The organism is Halopelagius fulvigenes (assembly GCF_042662625.1).
Taxonomy (GTDB): Archaea; Halobacteriota; Halobacteria; order Halobacteriales; family Haloferacaceae; genus Halopelagius; species Halopelagius fulvigenes.
Window position 1 is genome coordinate 66,299 of the sequence record NZ_JBHSXH010000015.1, and the last position, 15,906, is coordinate 82,204.

A 15,906-nucleotide genomic window follows, 5' to 3' on the forward strand; every position below is an offset into this window, starting at 1 on the left:
AATGGCAGACGCCTCGGCTCTACATAACTCGCTCCAAGCTATCGCCGGACAGGTCAATGGCGACATGAGCGAGCGTGACGTTGAAAATCTATTCTTAGAACACGAGTTCTATGACGCACTTGACTATGAGGGAACCGGGACAGACATTCGTAGCGAGTTCACGCTTCCGGACGACAGGCGGCCCGATTACATCACTCTCGATTCAAGCGAGGCGGTTACAGCAGTCTACGAGTTCAAGACAACCGGTCGTGACCTGCCGCCTCACGAGTCGCAACTGTTCCACTATATGGACTACCTCCGCGCCGAGTTCGGCGTGTTGACCAACGGAGAACAATTGAGGCTCTATCGTCGTGGAGAATCTTCTCCTATCCTGATTATCCCCCTCGACTCGGCAACCGAAAGCGACGCTCGTGACCTCGTCAGTTCGCTCCGAAAACGGAACTTCGACCTCACGAACCCGGACCACGTGAACCGATTTCTGTCTAACCTCGACCCCATCCCATTAGACGAGCAAGCCGAACTCGGACAGGCTCACTTCTTTGACACCTTCCGACTCGAAGAAGACAGCCCCTTCGCGGACCTCGTCACGGGAATGATGGACCTTCTCTATGAACTCCGTGACGAAGAGGAAGAGAAGTTCGTGAAGGGGGCGTACGACTTTTGGGAAGCAACTTACGCAAGCGAACCAGACGAAGTCCCCGACTCTTGGGACCCGTTCATCGACGGAAAGCAATCACTGCGTGATTTCATGTTCTGCTTGGAGAGCGCTCACGCCATGCTCGCGCGGTTGCTTCTGACGAAGGCGACCGAGGACCACGAATTCTTCGAAGGAACCGGGTACAATGGGATGGAGGACTATTTCCATGGACTTCAGGGCTTTAGTGACTCTATCAACCTTGACGCTTTCCCGGTCGCAGCGGATAACCTCATTGACGATATGCAGGAACAGTTAGTCGAAGGTCTGTTCCAAGACGACATTTTTGTCTGGTGGACCGACGGGTACGTGGAACAACTTTCCCGACAACACGCGACTGGCGCGAATCAGTTCGCTGCTGTCGCAGAGGGTACAGGCAGTGTTGAACGGATTAGTGCGGCTACCCGAGACCGGTTCAGTCGAGCTGTTGCAGAGGTGTTTTTCAATATCCTTCGGTTCGATTTTTCTAACGTCGAAGGCGACCTGCTTGGGGACCTTTACCAACGGTACTTCGACCCGGAGACGCGAAAGGCACTCGGAGAGTTCTACACACCGCAACCAGTCATCGACTACATCATGGATGGCGTCGGCTACGAGCGCGGTGTCTCTAACAAGCGACTCATTGACCCTGCTTGTGGGTCAGGGACGTTCCTCGTGGAGGCTGTAGAGCGGTATATTGAGGACATATATCGCTACGAAGAGAATCCTGATTGGGAGGAGCGTCTCCGTGACCTCTGTACCCGTCCTCGTATCGTCGGCCTCGACATCCATCCGTTCGCCGTCCTCATGGCACAGATTCGCTTCGTCGTCGCAGTGTTACCCGCCTACCGAGAAGCGAAACGAAGTAATCCCAATTTCACCCTGCGTCGGCTGCCCATCTACCGAACTGATTCGCTCCGAAACGAGCGGAAACTCTCCGGGGTGAACTTGGGGACCGGAGACGCCGAGAGTTGGCAGTCGCCGCTCGATGCGTGGGATGAAGACGAGAAGGAGGTCATGGTCCCCGTTCCGCTCCCGGTCGAAGTGGACGAGGAAGACGGGATAGAAACCGAGGCTGGATTCCTCGTCCGTCGAGTCCGTATGCCGCTCTACACGACGATTCGAGCGGAGACGGATGTACAGAACTTCGGGGAGTATTTCGCGGCCCTGCAAGGTGTATTGGACACCGTCAAAGACCACATGGCAGAGTTCGACGATACCGCTGATTGGGATTGGACATACAGCGGTGGACTTGAATCCCGCATCAACCGGTACACTTCTCAAGAGTACGACGGCTTAGAGGACTTCTTCGAGGAGTACGTGAACGATATGCTGGAGAACGTTCGCTACCTCAAAGAAGAACACAACGACGGTCGGCTGTTCAAGATGTTCGAGGACACGGTCTTGGCCTTGGTCGTCAAGAACTACATGGAGTACGACTACGTGGTCGGAAATCCACCGTATGTCCGAATCCAAAACCTGCCGGACAAGCAGAAGGAGATGATGAGTCGCCTATACGACGCGACAACCGGGAACTACGACATCTACTGTCCCTTCTACGAGCGCGGCCTCGACTGGCTAAGAGCGGACACGGGGAAACTCGGATTCATTACCCCAAATCAGTTCATGGTCACGGATTACGGCGAGGGTCTGCGGAAGGTCCTGCTCGAAGACAGCCGTATTCAGGAACTCTACGACTTCCGTGACTCTGGAGTGTTCGAGGACGCGACCAACTACCCCGCCATCGTAATCCTTGAGGATGAATCCGATGAGGCCGCCCGCCAAGAGAACCAGATTCGGTGTGTCCGTGTAAAGGCGAACACGGACGAGGAGAATGACCGGGAAGTAGACGAGGCCGTCATTGAGTCGGTACGCGAGCATCGGGGTGAGTCGGGATACAGTGACGAGTTCATTGACGTGTTCGACTTCCCGCAAAGGAAACTCTCGGAGGAAGGATATTGGCCGTTTATGCCTCCCGAGGAGTTGCAAGTATTCGAGAAATTGGAGTCCCGTAGCACCGACAACTTCGGAGAAATCACCGACGCAATCTTCGCAGGAACACAAACAAGTGCAAACAAGGTTTATTTGGTCAAACCGGTCAATGCTGACCGTATTGAGCCGGATGATGGTGGAGACACTGTCAGGGTCGTTCCCACAGGCGAAAATCAAGAATACGAAATTGAGACAGACCTGCTGTGTCCGTGGTTAAAGGGTAAAGACGTTGAGCGGTGGCGGGGAGAGTGGTCAGGCCTTCATGTTATTCTCCCCCACTATGTCGAAGGAGAGGGAGATGAAGCGACCACAAAGGCATACGATGCCGAGTATCTACAACAAGAACTTCCGCTGACGTGGCAGTATTTTGAGGCTCACCGAGGAAAGTTAGAAAGCCGTGAGAGTGGCCGGATGGACAGTCGAGAAGACTGGTATGCCTTCATCTACCCAAAGAGTCACGAACGGTTCGAGAAGCCGAAAATAATCGGCGCTCATATCTCGAAAAACTCGCGGTTTATGATAGATAGCGATGGGATGTGGTACTTCAAAACTGCCTACGGTATTGAGTTGGACAAGCCGTACCGTGACCTCACCGAGGAGATGGCTTGCCAACTGAACTCGAAGGCTATCGACTTCTATTTCAAACACATCACGACGGTCAAGATGGGTGGCTACTACGAGTACCGGTCCCAATACGTCGAGAAACTTCCCTGCGTCACTGACGACACTGCTGGCGTCTTCGGATTGATGCGCGAGAAGGCCGAGAAAATAGTCGAAACTATCGACCTCGACAGCAAGACCAATCGCTTCCCCGAGGCGTACCTTGGCGAGTATGACGGAGAACTCGATTACATCAACTACGAGTGGCAGACTCGCCGGTATCCGGTGAACGCCGACGTGCAGGGTGATGTAGAGGGGGACTTCACGGTGCAAGCCGGACGGTCCGACACCATTAGCCACCCTGCGATGTATTCCGATGACCGCGAGGCCCGGAAGATGCGAGCGGAGTACGTTCACGCCGCCGTGAACGGTCGGAACGTCAAGAGTGGTGAGGAGACGACTATTCCAATCCCACAGAGCGACAACGGCGTAGAGGAACTACTGACTCGACTGGAAGACGACCGGGTGGAGGTTGAACAGACGGACATTGACGAACTTGAAGCAGAGATTGATGATGCAGTATACCAGTTATTCGACCTCACGGATAACGAGCGCCAAGTCGTAGAGGACTACCTGGAAGTATTCTAATTCTGCTTGTTTGTATATTCGATTATCGCGCTGGGTTCAGCAGTCCGTTGAAGGGGGTCAAAATACAGGATTCCCAACCCAATAATGTGAGCCGACTCTACCTCACACGCTCTCTGTCTCAATTGTCTCCTCGTATGTGGATTTATTCGTGTAGCCATCCCCCTCTCCGAATATAGCATTTCGAAGATATTCTTTACGTGTGTCTGGAAAATCGTAGGTAGAGTACATAAACCCGTAAGCACCAGAAATTGAATCGCCTAAAGAATCTTCTCTTAATGAGGCTGCCTGACCCTGCATCTCCTTTTCTGTATACTGTTTTTCTTCCAGAATATCCGTATATCTAAATGTAACGTATATTGGTAGGTATGCCTCCTCCAGGTTAACCTCACCTGGACGCAAATCCTGAATTAAGTCCCCGTACTTCTTGTCATTTGCCAGTCCTGTAACTGAGGTCTGGAAGTCGCCATTAACAAAGGACCTCACTTTCTCCCATATATCCTTCTTTTCTTCAACTACCTTGACTCTAAATTTAGGAGTGAGAATAACCTTCTCATCTCCAGGAGTTGTTATTGACGATGTTGGACCTACATCAGATTCGAAATTGGCTCTATATCGGTAGAGTGTCTGATTATGTACGATATCAAAATCTAAAGTTAGTGATTTTAGAGGTCCATTCCCAGTATTTTTGATTTCAGCCTCAAGTTTGTCCCCAGAGAAGTTAACTGAGGCATTCAAATTTGGTGCATACGCTGCCTTTGTGGCTTTTACCTGTTCTTGTGTAAGGAGTGTGAGTCTACCAGTAGACCAAGCATACACTATCGTGACGATAACCAATCCTAATGTAGCGATTCCAGAGGCTACTCCCGAAGAGTATCCCTCATTTTGGAATACTTGGAGTAATATATACGCTGAACCCATAACTGCTAAGAGGGCAATAGATATGGCCCCCCGTGAAATTAGTCTGTTAGCCATGTTCCATATTTTACATTCATGGTGAAAATATGTCTGATTGGGCAGCCTCTAAGTTAGCGTGTAGTCCTCTCTAAGAACCCCTGCCGCTTAGCAGACTTGTCTTGCCTAATTCCAACGAGCGAATCATTCCGCTAACCTTAGGAGTAAAACGGTAAAAATCGTAGCCAATTTTATTGAAAATAGGGGAGGCCGATTTACCAAATTTCGCGCCCCCCTTTCCCGTTCGTGTGCTAACCCCCACCTCTTCGTTGAGGTCCCCGTGAGAGATTCTCGTTCGATTGGAGATGGCTTCCATCCGTTCGTGACTAAACACACTCTCAATTCGGTCGGTCGCGACTGTGGCAATTTGCGCGCGCTCTGCGCGTTCTGCTGCCGAGGTCATCGGATAGACTATCGGAGATTCCAGTTAGGTGTGTCACCTGTGTCTCATACATACTCTAAGGTTACTACAGAGGGTATCCCCTCAGGGAACTACTCGTTAGAATACTTCGAGTAGGAATCCGATGACCCTGCTCGTTACTACAGCACGTTCTTCGAACACGGTGTTCCACCAGAAGGATACTGCGTAATATTCGGTCGCCGAAGCAAGCGAGCGATGCAGAATACTCAAAGAATCAAATGTCAGGGTTAAGGCCCTTCACTCGAAGGAATTGCATGGAACTCACCCCGCAAGAGACCGCATTCTTACTGGACGAGATGAACGAGATAGAGGACGACGAAACTCGGTATCCAACTGTTCGAGTAAGGGCAGAGCATCTTCGTGAAAAGGCAGAGGATGCGCTAACCGAGTAGACGTAACGGTGATGGCCTCATCGGGTTACTACGCTTCGATTCTCAGTAGAGGTGCAACCACTGTTCAAAAGAGGTCATCAGTCGTCTCTGCCTCCCTTATTTTCCCGAGGGTTGTGTACCGAAGGGCCTGTGGATACTTCGATTCAAACGGAACCGGGTCTTCGAGTTCACGCAACGTTCCCGGCTTGAACTTCACGACCATTTTCCCGTCCTCAATGCTCTCTCTGTCCCCGTAACCGAGAGGTGAACGCTCTAAGTCCGCTTCAAAGGGGTCCACAAGTTCATCTACTTCGGCAAAATACCGGACTTCTCCGACATCGCCTGATTGATACATTGCAACGTAGTTTATGTCACGTCCAACTCTGACGAATCCCCACGCAGCATTTTCCTTCAAAAAGACCAACCCGGATTCTTGCATTGGAAATACGGCAACTTCGTCATCTGGATTCCCTTCGATTTCTGCCCGAGAAATTTTACCCACGACTTTGTTTGCCCGCGGTTGTAGAGCATCTGATTCACCCGATGAGGTAGTTGGAGGGTCATCGGTTTTCGACGGTGGATTCTCACTCACGAACCGTCGCTGTTCTCGGAGAGCAGAGACCAGGCTCTGAACGAACTCTCGTGCCTGTTCTTCGAGGTCCATCGGGAACTCTCCGACCTCTGATTCAACTGCTTCTGAGACCGCGTCAGCGACTTCGTCTTCCTCCTCGATGAGGTTGCTGATGACTCTGTTAGTCTGGGCGACTTGCTCTGCGATTTCATCTGCCTTTCCCGACCGAATCGACTCTTTTGAGAGCAGTTCTAAGACTCCCGGATTCTCGGTGAGGTCTTGGAGGCTAAAGCGGACGACCGACACCTCCTCTCCGTTGGTCGCATCTCTCCCTTTGGTCAAGACCTCGAACTCCTTCCCATTCGTCAGAATACCCCAATCTACGTCGAGTTCCTGTCGCATATAACTCTTCAACTGACGGACCTCGCTCTCGGTGAGGTCCGAACGCACCGGCTTCGCTTCAACGAATACGACGGGGGATTCTCCGACGAGCAGAGCGTAATCTACATGCGTACTACCGCTGGCCATCGGAATCGTGTATTCCAGTTCGACCTCCGTGGAATAGAGGTCCCACCCAAGGAGTTCGAGAAACGGCTGGACGAGGCGTACCTTTGTATTCTGTTCGTCCATTTGGGGTGAGGCTTCGATGAGTTGGAGAGACCTCTGGACGTACTCATTAACCTCGTCCTGATCCATACCATGGCTGTTTTTCCAGCGTTTACAAATAATGTGGTGGGTTTCGATCCTTTGAACCAACCCTCAGCGCCCCCTTCGGATTAGTAAGGACAGGAATAGCAACTGGCGCTGTCTTGGAGAAGCGATCATAACAGTTACCGGTTATATTGGTGATGCCGAGGTGAAGATGGGAATAGCCACTCCAAGGTGTCGAGTAATGGCCTAGGGTGTTTAGGCCATGGTCCCATCTGGCCCACCAATTCGAATCCGGTCCCGTGACTCTCACGCTTCCGCACGATAGGGTATTACCATCGGGTCTGGTAGTAGTGACCGATGACCACGTACGAAATCGAACGGCCGGACGGGCCGGAACGGGGAATCCGCGTACGGTGCTCCGAACACGGAGAGGAGAAGGAGTTCCAACCCGGCTATCAGGGGGGTGCGTTCTACTGTTCGGGGTGCGGAATCGAAATCGAGGCTCACCTGCACGACACCCACGACTGGCGGGACTGGGGTGAGCGGTGTTGAGTCCGTCCGGCGGCGTCGGGTCGGAGATGAACACCGAGGTTCGAATCCGGTCACACACGCTTCGACGGCTCCGCCGTCCCGGTATTCTCTCGCCTCGTTTGACCGAAAAAGCAGCCGATGCCGGACGAACGCCCGAATACTGAGCACGAGTCCGCCGTACGGACCGCCGTCCCACCAGGGAGGGCGACAAGCCGCCTCGTCGACTTCCCGGACCCGCCCTCTCTCGACGGTGAAGGGACGGCCGCCCGAAGGTCCAATGGTACGGGGTTCGTTTCCGAAGTAGTATGCCCGACGAGGGTTCGTCTCAACCGATTCGGAAAATCGACGATGCCACGTTCGATGCTCCGCCGCGGAACACCGCCAAGCGCCGACTGTTTCGAACGAAGAGATGGTTTCTACTCGATGCGAACCGCTACGCTGTGGCGCTGAGCCTTCTGAGCGCGAGTTTCGTCGCGATCGTTCTTATCGGTTCGTTCGGCCCCGTCCCCGTCCGAGCCTTCTTGACGGAGGGTGTTTCGCCGGGGACCGTTCTGGTCGAACTGTTGAAGGCGATAGTTTCGGTCGTCGTCATCGTCCTCTCGATCAACCAACTCGTTCTCTCGCCCGGACTGGGGCCCGTGGGTGACCAACAGGAACGCTTCGACCAGTCGATCGACCTGCGGCGAGAGGTGGAAGACCGCGTGGGAATGGAGGTGAGCCCCACCTCTCCGGCAGCGTTTCTCGCGGCACTGCTCGACGCCATCGACGACCAAGCGAGGCACCTCGAAGAGGGAGCGTCCCGTACCGGTGACCGAGCCTTCGAACGGCAAACTACCGCGTTCACGCGCAGGGCTATCGACGAAGCGGAGAGCGTCTCTCCGCTCCTCTCCTCCGGTCGGTTCGGGAAGTTCGACGTGATATCGGCAGCGCTGCGGTTTTCGATTTCGGAGAAGATATGGTCCATTCGCCGTATCAGCAAGACCCACGACGATTCGTTCACGGACCCGGTAACGGAGGCGTTCGACGAGATGCGCGAACTCTTGCGACAGTACACGGTCGCCCGTGAGTACCTGAAGACCGTCTACATCCGGGAAGAGTACATCCGCCTCTCCGAGGGACTCCTCTACACCGGCCTGCCGGCGATTATCCTGACGTTTTGTGCGTCCCAGATTTACGGGCCGGGGGTCTTCCCCGGACAGGCCTTCGGAATCGAAAGGCGCCTTCTGTTCGTCAGCGGAGCGGTGTCGGTCGCTCTCGCACCGTTCGTCTTGCTCATCTCCTACGTGTTCCGCCTCGCGGCGATGTCACGATCGACGCTCTTCGTCGGGCCGTTCGACGCGGGGAAAGAGGGGGAACGAACCGAAGACGGCCCTGGTCACGGTCGCTAACTAGCGGACAGCGGTGGTGACCGGCGGCTCCCCTACTCCTCCGCTTTCTGTCGGTGTTGGCGTATCGCTCACCGCTGTCCTCTGGGAGTCGCCTGTCGGACTCCGGTCCCACGCACGACCGACTGGCCGGTAGCAAAGCCGAGTGGATCCCCGAGAACCTGTTCCACCTCGACCGGAGCGTCCGGCCGGCGATGTGACCGCCGAGCGCTCGTCCGCTTCGTCGACTTTCGACGCGGAGAACTCCCGAAACGGCCGATCGGCCGAGCGGAGGCCGCGCTACCGACTTCTCCCTGACTCTCACTGTTGAGAACAGCCCACAACTCTTTTTCACACCGGCGCTGACGTATCAACGATGGCGGCCTTATCGGACCTCCTCGGAGATCTCGTCGAGAACGTGGACGGATTGTTCCTGTTCTCCCCCAGCAGTTCGTTCTACGAACGCTTCGTCGAAGCGGACCCCGACGTCCCGGTGGTGGTCGTCGCGCCGGAGAACGTCGTCGACGCCGAGACGTACGTCCAACTCCCCTTGGAGTTCGACAACGTCCGCGACCGGATCCGCTTCGGCGTCGAGGGCGCGATGGAACACGGACTCGTCGAGGACGGCGACGCCGTCGCCTGTAGCGTCTCGGTGTTCGACGGCGACATCGACTCGGTGATCCGCGTCCGCGTCAGCGAGGGGATGCGGTCGGGTATCTTCGACCTGTTCGCGAACTCCCGCGCGGACCCGAGCGTCATCCGCGACGTGTTCGAGGTGGCGATAGAGCTCGGGAAGAAGGGCCAGAAGGGCAAGCCCGTCGGCGCACTGTTCGTCGTCGGCGACGCCGGCAAGGTGATGAACAAGTCCCGACCGCTCTCGTACAACCCCTTCGAGAAGTCCCACGTCCACGTCGGCGACCCCATCGTGAACGTGATGCTCAAGGAGTTCTCCCGCCTCGACGGCGCGTTCGTCATCTCCGACTCGGGGAAGATAGTCAGCGCGTACCGCTACCTCGAACCGTCCGCCGAGGGCGTCGACATCCCCAAGGGTCTCGGCGCGCGCCACATGTCCGGCGCGGCGATAACCCGCGACACGAACGCGACGTCCATCGTCCTCTCGGAGTCCGACGGCCTCGTTCGGGCGTTCAAGGGCGGGAAGATGATTCTCGAAATCGACCCGGAGGGGCACTGATGGCCGGGGCGACACTCGCACAGGCCGGGACGGGCAACGGCAACGGGTTCGTCCTCGGAGAACTGTTCAACGCCGTCCCGAGGGACGCGTGGTTGGCGCTCGCAGTCCTCTTCGTGGGCGTCGTCATCGCGTTCGTCCTCGGGTCGCTCACCCGGCGCGTCCTCGACGGACTCGGCATCCCCGAGGCCATCGAGGGGACCGCCTTCGAGCGAACCGCGCGCGACTTCGACACGTCGACGGTAGAGCTGTTGGGGTGGCTCGTCCGCTACTTCGTCATCGGCGTCGCGGTGTTGGCCGCCCTCTCCCTGTCCGACGTGGACTACGCCAATCAGTTCTGGAGTCGCGTCGTGGGGTTCCTCCCGATGCTGTTCTTCGCGGTGGTCATCCTCATCATCGGCATCCTCGTCGGCGACAAGGTGGAACTGCTCATCACGGAGCGACTGCGCGGCGTCAAACTCCCGCAGATAGGCATCATCCCGGCTATCGCCAAGTACACCATCTTCTTTCTGGCGACGCTCATCGCCCTCTCGCAGGTCCGGGTGGCCACGGAGGCGTTGGTCGTCGCCCTCGCGGCGTACCTGTTCGCACTCGTCGTGTTCGCCGCGATCGCGTTCGCGGACCTGCTGAAATCGGGGGCCGCCGGGACGTTCCTGCTTTTGAACCAACCGTACGCGATAGGCGACCGGATCCGCGTCGGCGAGACGAAGGGCATCGTCCAAGAGGTGGACCTGTTCGTCACCCGCATCGAGACGGACGACGAGGAGTACATCCTCCCGAACCAGAAGGTGTTCGAGGAAGGAATCGTCCGCGTCCGGTCGTAACGCCGCCTCTCGCGCCTCCGCTCTCGACGCACCGTCCGCCGAAAACCGACGCGCCGCAGCGAGGTATCGGTCGGTACCGAAGTACCCCGGAAAGTGAAATACCCCCACAACGACGTTCCGCCGCGGACAACGGCCCGGGCGTCCCCGAGTCGCAACGCGACCTCGTCTTCGGCCGCAAGGAGTTCGACCAACTCCACCACGGCACCGGAATCAGCCTCTTCTTCGCGGACAGCGTTCTCGGCGGGTACGGCGGCGACATCTGGGTCGGGGACAACGACCCCCGCGGGGCCGTCTTCAACGTCCGACTCGAACGGCCCTGACCGTCGCCGCGGGTCGCCCCGTCAGTCGCTCTCGTCGTCTCCTCCGCCCATCGGCCGCGCCGGGACGCCCGCGACGGTCGTATTCGGCGGCACGTCCCGCGTGACGAGGGAGTTCGCGGCCACCTGTGCGCCCTCGCCGACGTGGACGCCCGGCAGTATCACCGCCTTCGCGCCGATCATCGCCCTGTCGCCGACGACCACCTCGCCCGTCCGGTACTCGTCCTGCAGGAACTCGTGGCAGAGGATCACCGAGTCGTAGCCGACGACGGCGTGGTCGCCGAGGGTGATGAGTTCGGGCCAGAACACGTCCGGGGTGGCCTCCAGACCCCACGAGACGCCGCGGCCGACGGTGACGCCGAGGCGTCTCAGCGCCCAGTTCTTCAGCCAGAAGAACGGCGCGACGCGGGCCACCCACACGAGGAGGTAGTTCAGCGTCACGCGCCAGAGGGGCTTGGCGTCCGTCCAGTGTCGCAGGGAGTTCAGCGGTCCCGGCGTCGGGTGCGTCGTCACCCGGTGGTGCCGCCGCCCGTCGGAGTCCGCGTCCGTCCCGTCGCTCTCGTCGCTCACGCCCTCGGATTCGCGGGGGCGGTACAAAAGCCATGCCCGGCGTCGTCGCCACGCGGCGTTACTCGCCGCGGAGTTCCGCCGCGTGGTCGATGCGCTTCTGGACGAGTTCGGGTCTGCCGATGTCGTGGCGGATGCGGACGCCCTCGCCGGCGGCGGCCAGTCCCTCCTCGGCCCGCTTCTCGGCCTCCTCGATGGAGTCCGCGACGCCGACGACGGCGAACGACCGCGAGGTGGTCGTGTAGACGCCGTCCTCGCGGGCGTCCACGCTGGCGTAAAAGAGGAGTGCGTCGCCGACGTTCTCTTCGTCCACCGTCACCTTCGCGCCCGAGTCGGGGTCCGTCGGGTAACCCTCGGGGACGGCGTACTTACAGACGGTGGCTTTCCCCGCGAACTCCAGTCGGGGAATCTCCTCGCCGTCGCGTGCCGCCGTTACCACGTCGAGGAACGACGTTTCCAACACGGGCAGCGTGTTCATCGCCTCCGGGTCGCCGAACCGGGCGTTGAACTCGATGACCTTCACGCCCTCGGCGGTGAGCATGAACTGGCCGTAGAGGACGCCCTTGTAGTCGGGGAGGGCTTCGACGGTGGCCTCCAGAACGTCCACCGCGTCGGCGTAGTCGTCGGCGGTCATGAACGGCAGTTGCGGCGCGGCGTCGGTGTAACTCCCCATGCCGCCGGTGTTCGGCCCCTCGTCGCCCTCGTAGGCGCGCTTGTGGTCCTGCACGGCGGGCGTCGGGTGCACCTCGCCGTTCGCCACGAACGCCTGCACGGTGAACTCCTCGCCGACGAGGCGTTCTTCGAGGACTATCTCCTCGTACTCCGACTCGCGGAGGTACTCCTTGGCCTCCTCCTTCGTCACCTGGTCGCCCGTGACTTTCACGCCCTTCCCGCCCGTCAGACCCGCGGGCTTGACCGCCACGTCGCCGTCGTACTCGTCGATGTACTCGCACGCCGCCTCGACGTCCTCGAAGACGGCGAAGTCGGGGCATCCGGGGATTTCCTCCTCCTCCATGAACCGCCGTTGGAACGCCTTGTCCGTCTCGATGCGGGCTTCCTCCGCCTTCGGGCCGAAGGTGTAGACGCCGGCGTCGTCCAAGGCGTCCGCGACGCCCGCCTCCAGCGCGGATTCGGGGCCGACGACGGCCACGTCCGCGCCGACGTCCGCCGCGTAGGCGACGATGTCCTCGGCCGCCGTCTCCGAAATCTGCTCGAACCCGGCCGAAAGCGAGGCGATGCCGGGGTTTCGGTTGCTCGCGCAGGCGTACAGTTCGCAGTCCGAATCCGCGGTCAGGGCGCGGGCTATCGCGTGTTCGCGGCCGCCGCCGCCGACGAGGAGCGCAGTCTCGGTCATACGCGGTACCGCGATGCACGAGAGTGTAAAAGTTGCTCTTCGGACAGCGCGAGATGAACACGAACGTGGGTTGCACGGGAGTCGGGCGGCGGCCGCACTCGGGCCGAACGGGGCGGACCGCTCGAACGCCCGAACGAGTCGCCGTCTCCACGCCCCTTTAGTCCCTCACTCCCCTACCCCCACCCATGAGCGACGTTCTGGGGCGAAACAGGCTGGACGACGAAGAGAGTCCGTACCTCCGCCAGCACGCGGACAACCCCGTGAACTGGCAACCGTGGGACGAGGCGGCGTTAGAGGCCGCCCGCGAGGGGGACAAGCCCATCTTCCTCTCGGTGGGCTACTCCGCCTGCCACTGGTGTCACGTGATGGCCGAGGAGAGCTTCGAGGACGACGAGGTGGCGTCCGTCCTCAACGAGGAGTTCGTCCCGATAAAGGTCGATAGGGAGGAGCGACCCGACTTGGACCGCATCTACCAGACCATCTGCCAACTCGTCACCGGCGGCGGCGGGTGGCCCCTCTCCGTCTTCCTGACGCCGGAGGGCAAGCCGTTCTACGTGGGGACGTACTTCCCGAAGGAGCAACGCCCCGACAGGGGGAACGTCCCCGGGTTCATGGACCTCCTACGCTCGTTCGTCGAATCGTGGGAGGCCGACCGCGAGGAGATCGAGAACCGCGCGGACCAGTGGACGAACGCGCTGACGGACAACCTCGAAGCGACGCCCGAGGAGTCGGGCGACGCGCCGGGCGAGGAGATCCTCGGCACCGTCGCGGCGGCGGCGGTTCGCGGCGCGGACCGAGAGTACGGCGGATTCGGCTCCGGCGGCCCGAAGTTTCCGCAGGCCCGCCGCGTCGAATCGCTCCTCCGGACGTACGTCCGCACCGGCGACGAGAACGCGATAGACGTGGCCACCGAAACCCTCGACGCGATGGCCGCGGGCGGTATGTACGACCACGTCGGCGGCGGTTTCCACCGCTACGTCACCGACCGGACGTGGACCGTCCCGCACTTCGAGAAGATGCTGTACGACAACGCGGAACTCCCGCGCGTCTACGTCGCGGCGCACCGACTCACCGGGAGCGACGACTACGCCGAGGTGGCCCGCGAGACGTTCGACTTCGTGGCCCGCGAACTCCGCCACCCCGACGGCGGCTTCTACAGCACCTTAGACGCCAGAAGCGGCGGCGAGGAGGGGACGTTCTACGTCTGGACCCCGGAGCAGGTCCGCGAGGTACTCGACGACGAGACGACGGCGAACCTGTTCTGCGACCGCTACGGCGTCACCGAGTCGGGTAATTTCGAAGACGGGACGACGGTGTTGACGATTTCGGCGACGGCCGACGAACTCGCCGAGTCGTACGGCCTCTCCGAGGAGGAGATGGACGAACGACTCGGCGAAGCGGGCGAAGCGCTGTTCGAGGCGCGCGAAGAACGGGTCCGACCCGCCCGCGACGAGAAGGTGCTCGCGGGCTGGAACGGCCTGATGATATCCTCGCTGGCGCAGGGCGGACTCGTCCTCGGCGACGAGTACGTCGAACTCGCCGAGGACGCCCTCGCGTTCGTCCGCGAACGCCTCTGGGACCGGGAGGAAAGGCGACTCGCCCGCCGCTACAAGGACGGCGACGTGAAGGGCGACGGCTACCTCGAAGACTACGCCTTCCTCGCCCGCGGCGCGTTCGACCTGTACCAAGCGACCGGCGACGCCGAGTACCTCGCGTTCGCCCTCGACCTGACGCGCACGCTGGTGGACCAGTTCTACGACGAGGAGGCGGGGACGCTGTACATGACGCCCGCGGAGGGCGAATCGCTCGTCACCCGCCCGCAGGAACTCCAAGACCAGTCCACGCCGTCGAGCGTCGGCGTCGCGGCGTCGCTTCTCCTCGATTTGGACGCCTTCGTCCCCGAGGCGGACTTTTCGTCCGTCGCCGGCGCGGTCATCGACACCCACGGCGACCGGATTCGCGGCCGACCGCTCGAACACGTCTCGCTCGCCCTCGCGGCCGAGAAGCGCGCCCTCGGCGGGACGGAACTCGTCGTCGCCGCGGAGGGACTCCCCGAGTCGTGGCGCGAGACGCTCGCCGAACGCTACGTGCCCGACGCCGTCCTCTCGGTTCGCCCGCCGACGGACGACGAACTCGGGCCGTGGCTGGATACGCTCGGCCTCTCCGACGCGCCGCCGGTGTGGAAGGGCCGGGAGGCGCGCGACGGCGAACCGACCATCTACGCCTGCGAGGGGCGGACGTGCTCCGCGCCCGCCCACTCCGTCGAGGAGGCGTTGTCGTGGCTCGAAGGCGGCGCGGGCGACGCGGACGTGTCGCTGGACGACGTTGACGACATCGACCTCTGAAGCGGGTTCGAAAAAGCGGGAGACGGCGTTACGAGCCGAGTCGGTCCGCGAGGTGGACGGCGATGGGGGCGTCCTCCTCCTCGACGAACCGCGCGACCTCCTCGCCGTCACGTTCGACGACGACGGTGGGGATGAGTTCGATGCCGTACTCCTCGACCTTCGGTCCGACCTTGCTCCCGTCGTCTTCCTTCTCGACGGGGTAGTGGTGGACGTTCTCCTCGGGGACGCCCGCGGCGTCGAGTGCGGCCCCGAAGTCCGGCAGTTGCCCCCGGCAGTCGCCGCACCAGTCGCCGCCCCACACCTTGAACACCAACCCGTCCTCGGAGAGGCTCTCGACGGCGTCCTCGTAGGACTCCTCGTCCCACATCGGGTTCGGCTCCATCGTCTCTAACGTCTGTGACTCGGCGTCGGCCATACCGCGAGATACCGGGTCGAGGGCTTTAATCGGCGCGGTCGCGGTCAGGTTCGCGCCGTCCCGGTCGGGTTCGGTACCGCCCCTCCCTCGCCGGCCGTCACGGAATCCGGCGCGTCTTGCCC

At 60.0% G+C, this 15,906-nt stretch carries 11 protein-coding genes and 1 pseudogene; 7 read left to right on the forward strand and 5 right to left on the reverse strand.

The window, feature by feature from the left end:
* The first annotated feature begins 1 nt into the window (after position 1).
* Positions 2–3,913: an Eco57I restriction-modification methylase domain-containing protein gene (locus ACFQEV_RS10240; RefSeq protein WP_379695514.1), complete on the forward strand. Its 3,912-nt coding sequence runs from the start codon at positions 2–4 to the stop codon at positions 3,911–3,913.
* A 102-nt stretch (positions 3,914–4,015) separates the two neighbouring features.
* Here the strand turns inward: ACFQEV_RS10240 and ACFQEV_RS10245 are convergent, their stop codons facing one another.
* Positions 4,016–4,885 carry a hypothetical protein gene (locus tag ACFQEV_RS10245; RefSeq protein ID WP_379695516.1) on the reverse strand — a complete coding sequence of 290 codons (870 nt, stop codon included), beginning with the start codon at positions 4,883–4,885 and terminating at the stop codon, positions 4,016–4,018.
* Positions 4,886–5,741: 856 nt separating this feature from the next.
* On the reverse strand, positions 5,742–6,923 hold the full coding sequence (locus ACFQEV_RS10250; RefSeq protein WP_379695518.1) for a type I restriction enzyme HsdR N-terminal domain-containing protein: 1,182 nt from the start codon (positions 6,921–6,923) through the stop codon (positions 5,742–5,744).
* Between the two features lie 312 nt (positions 6,924–7,235).
* Between ACFQEV_RS10250 and ACFQEV_RS10255 the strand changes: the two genes are divergently transcribed.
* The 5 genes and pseudogenes from ACFQEV_RS10255 to ACFQEV_RS10275 form a co-directional block, all read left to right on the forward strand.
* Complete coding sequence (locus ACFQEV_RS10255) at positions 7,236–7,430, forward strand: hypothetical protein (RefSeq protein WP_379695520.1); 195 nt, start codon at positions 7,236–7,238, stop codon at positions 7,428–7,430.
* Between the two features lie 284 nt (positions 7,431–7,714).
* Positions 7,715–8,797 carry a DUF7972 family membrane protein gene (locus tag ACFQEV_RS10260; protein ID WP_379695522.1) on the forward strand — a complete coding sequence of 361 codons (1,083 nt, stop codon included), beginning with the start codon at positions 7,715–7,717 and terminating at the stop codon, positions 8,795–8,797.
* Positions 8,798–9,149: 352 nt separating this feature from the next.
* Entirely contained in the window at positions 9,150–9,965 is an 816-nt protein-coding gene (gene dacZ, locus ACFQEV_RS10265; RefSeq protein WP_379695524.1) for a diadenylate cyclase, read from the forward strand.
* Complete coding sequence (locus tag ACFQEV_RS10270; protein WP_379695526.1) at positions 9,965–10,786, forward strand: mechanosensitive ion channel domain-containing protein; 822 nt, start codon at positions 9,965–9,967, stop codon at positions 10,784–10,786. Before dacZ ends, ACFQEV_RS10270 begins: the two co-directional genes overlap by 1 nt.
* Positions 10,787–10,908: 122 nt before the next feature.
* Positions 10,909–11,106 (forward strand): annotated as a pseudogene (locus tag ACFQEV_RS10275) (ATP-binding protein); the annotation flags it as partial.
* Positions 11,107–11,127: 21 nt separating this feature from the next.
* Here ACFQEV_RS10275 and ACFQEV_RS10280 read toward each other — a convergent pair.
* Together ACFQEV_RS10280 and purD are read right to left on the reverse strand one after the other, a co-directional pair.
* Positions 11,128–11,673 carry an acyltransferase gene (locus ACFQEV_RS10280; protein ID WP_379695528.1) on the reverse strand — a complete coding sequence of 182 codons (546 nt, stop codon included), beginning with the start codon at positions 11,671–11,673 and terminating at the stop codon, positions 11,128–11,130.
* Positions 11,674–11,731: 58 nt separating this feature from the next.
* On the reverse strand, positions 11,732–13,024 hold the full coding sequence (gene purD, locus ACFQEV_RS10285; RefSeq protein ID WP_379695530.1) for a phosphoribosylamine--glycine ligase: 1,293 nt from the start codon (positions 13,022–13,024) through the stop codon (positions 11,732–11,734).
* Positions 13,025–13,209: 185 nt separating this feature from the next.
* On the opposite strand from purD, the gene ACFQEV_RS10290 reads away from it, so the two are divergent.
* Positions 13,210–15,369, forward strand: coding sequence for a thioredoxin domain-containing protein (locus ACFQEV_RS10290; RefSeq protein WP_379695532.1), 2,160 nt, complete (start codon positions 13,210–13,212; stop codon positions 15,367–15,369).
* A gap of 28 nt (positions 15,370–15,397) precedes the next feature.
* Here the strand turns inward: ACFQEV_RS10290 and ACFQEV_RS10295 are convergent, their stop codons facing one another.
* Entirely contained in the window at positions 15,398–15,784 is a 387-nt protein-coding gene (locus tag ACFQEV_RS10295; protein WP_379695534.1) for a thioredoxin domain-containing protein, read from the reverse strand.
* Positions 15,785–15,906 lie beyond the last annotated feature (122 nt).

Bases quoted from the DNA above. Each gene is read 5' to 3' on its own strand.
- ACFQEV_RS10240 (WP_379695514.1), top strand. From the start codon at position 2: ATGGCAGACGCCTCGGCTCTACATAACTCGCTCCAAGCTATCGCCGGA.
- ACFQEV_RS10245 (WP_379695516.1), bottom strand. From the start codon at position 4,885: ATGGCTAACAGACTAATTTCACGGGGGGCCATATCTATTGCCCTCTTA.
- ACFQEV_RS10250 (WP_379695518.1), bottom strand. From the start codon at position 6,923: ATGGATCAGGACGAGGTTAATGAGTACGTCCAGAGGTCTCTCCAACTC.
- ACFQEV_RS10255 (WP_379695520.1), top strand. From the start codon at position 7,236: ATGACCACGTACGAAATCGAACGGCCGGACGGGCCGGAACGGGGAATC.
- ACFQEV_RS10260 (WP_379695522.1), top strand. From the start codon at position 7,715: ATGCCCGACGAGGGTTCGTCTCAACCGATTCGGAAAATCGACGATGCC.
- dacZ (WP_379695524.1), top strand. From the start codon at position 9,150: ATGGCGGCCTTATCGGACCTCCTCGGAGATCTCGTCGAGAACGTGGAC.
- ACFQEV_RS10270 (WP_379695526.1), top strand. From the start codon at position 9,965: ATGGCCGGGGCGACACTCGCACAGGCCGGGACGGGCAACGGCAACGGG.
- purD (WP_379695530.1), bottom strand. From the start codon at position 13,024: ATGACCGAGACTGCGCTCCTCGTCGGCGGCGGCGGCCGCGAACACGCG.
- ACFQEV_RS10290 (WP_379695532.1), top strand. From the start codon at position 13,210: ATGAGCGACGTTCTGGGGCGAAACAGGCTGGACGACGAAGAGAGTCCG.
- ACFQEV_RS10295 (WP_379695534.1), bottom strand. From the start codon at position 15,784: ATGGCCGACGCCGAGTCACAGACGTTAGAGACGATGGAGCCGAACCCG.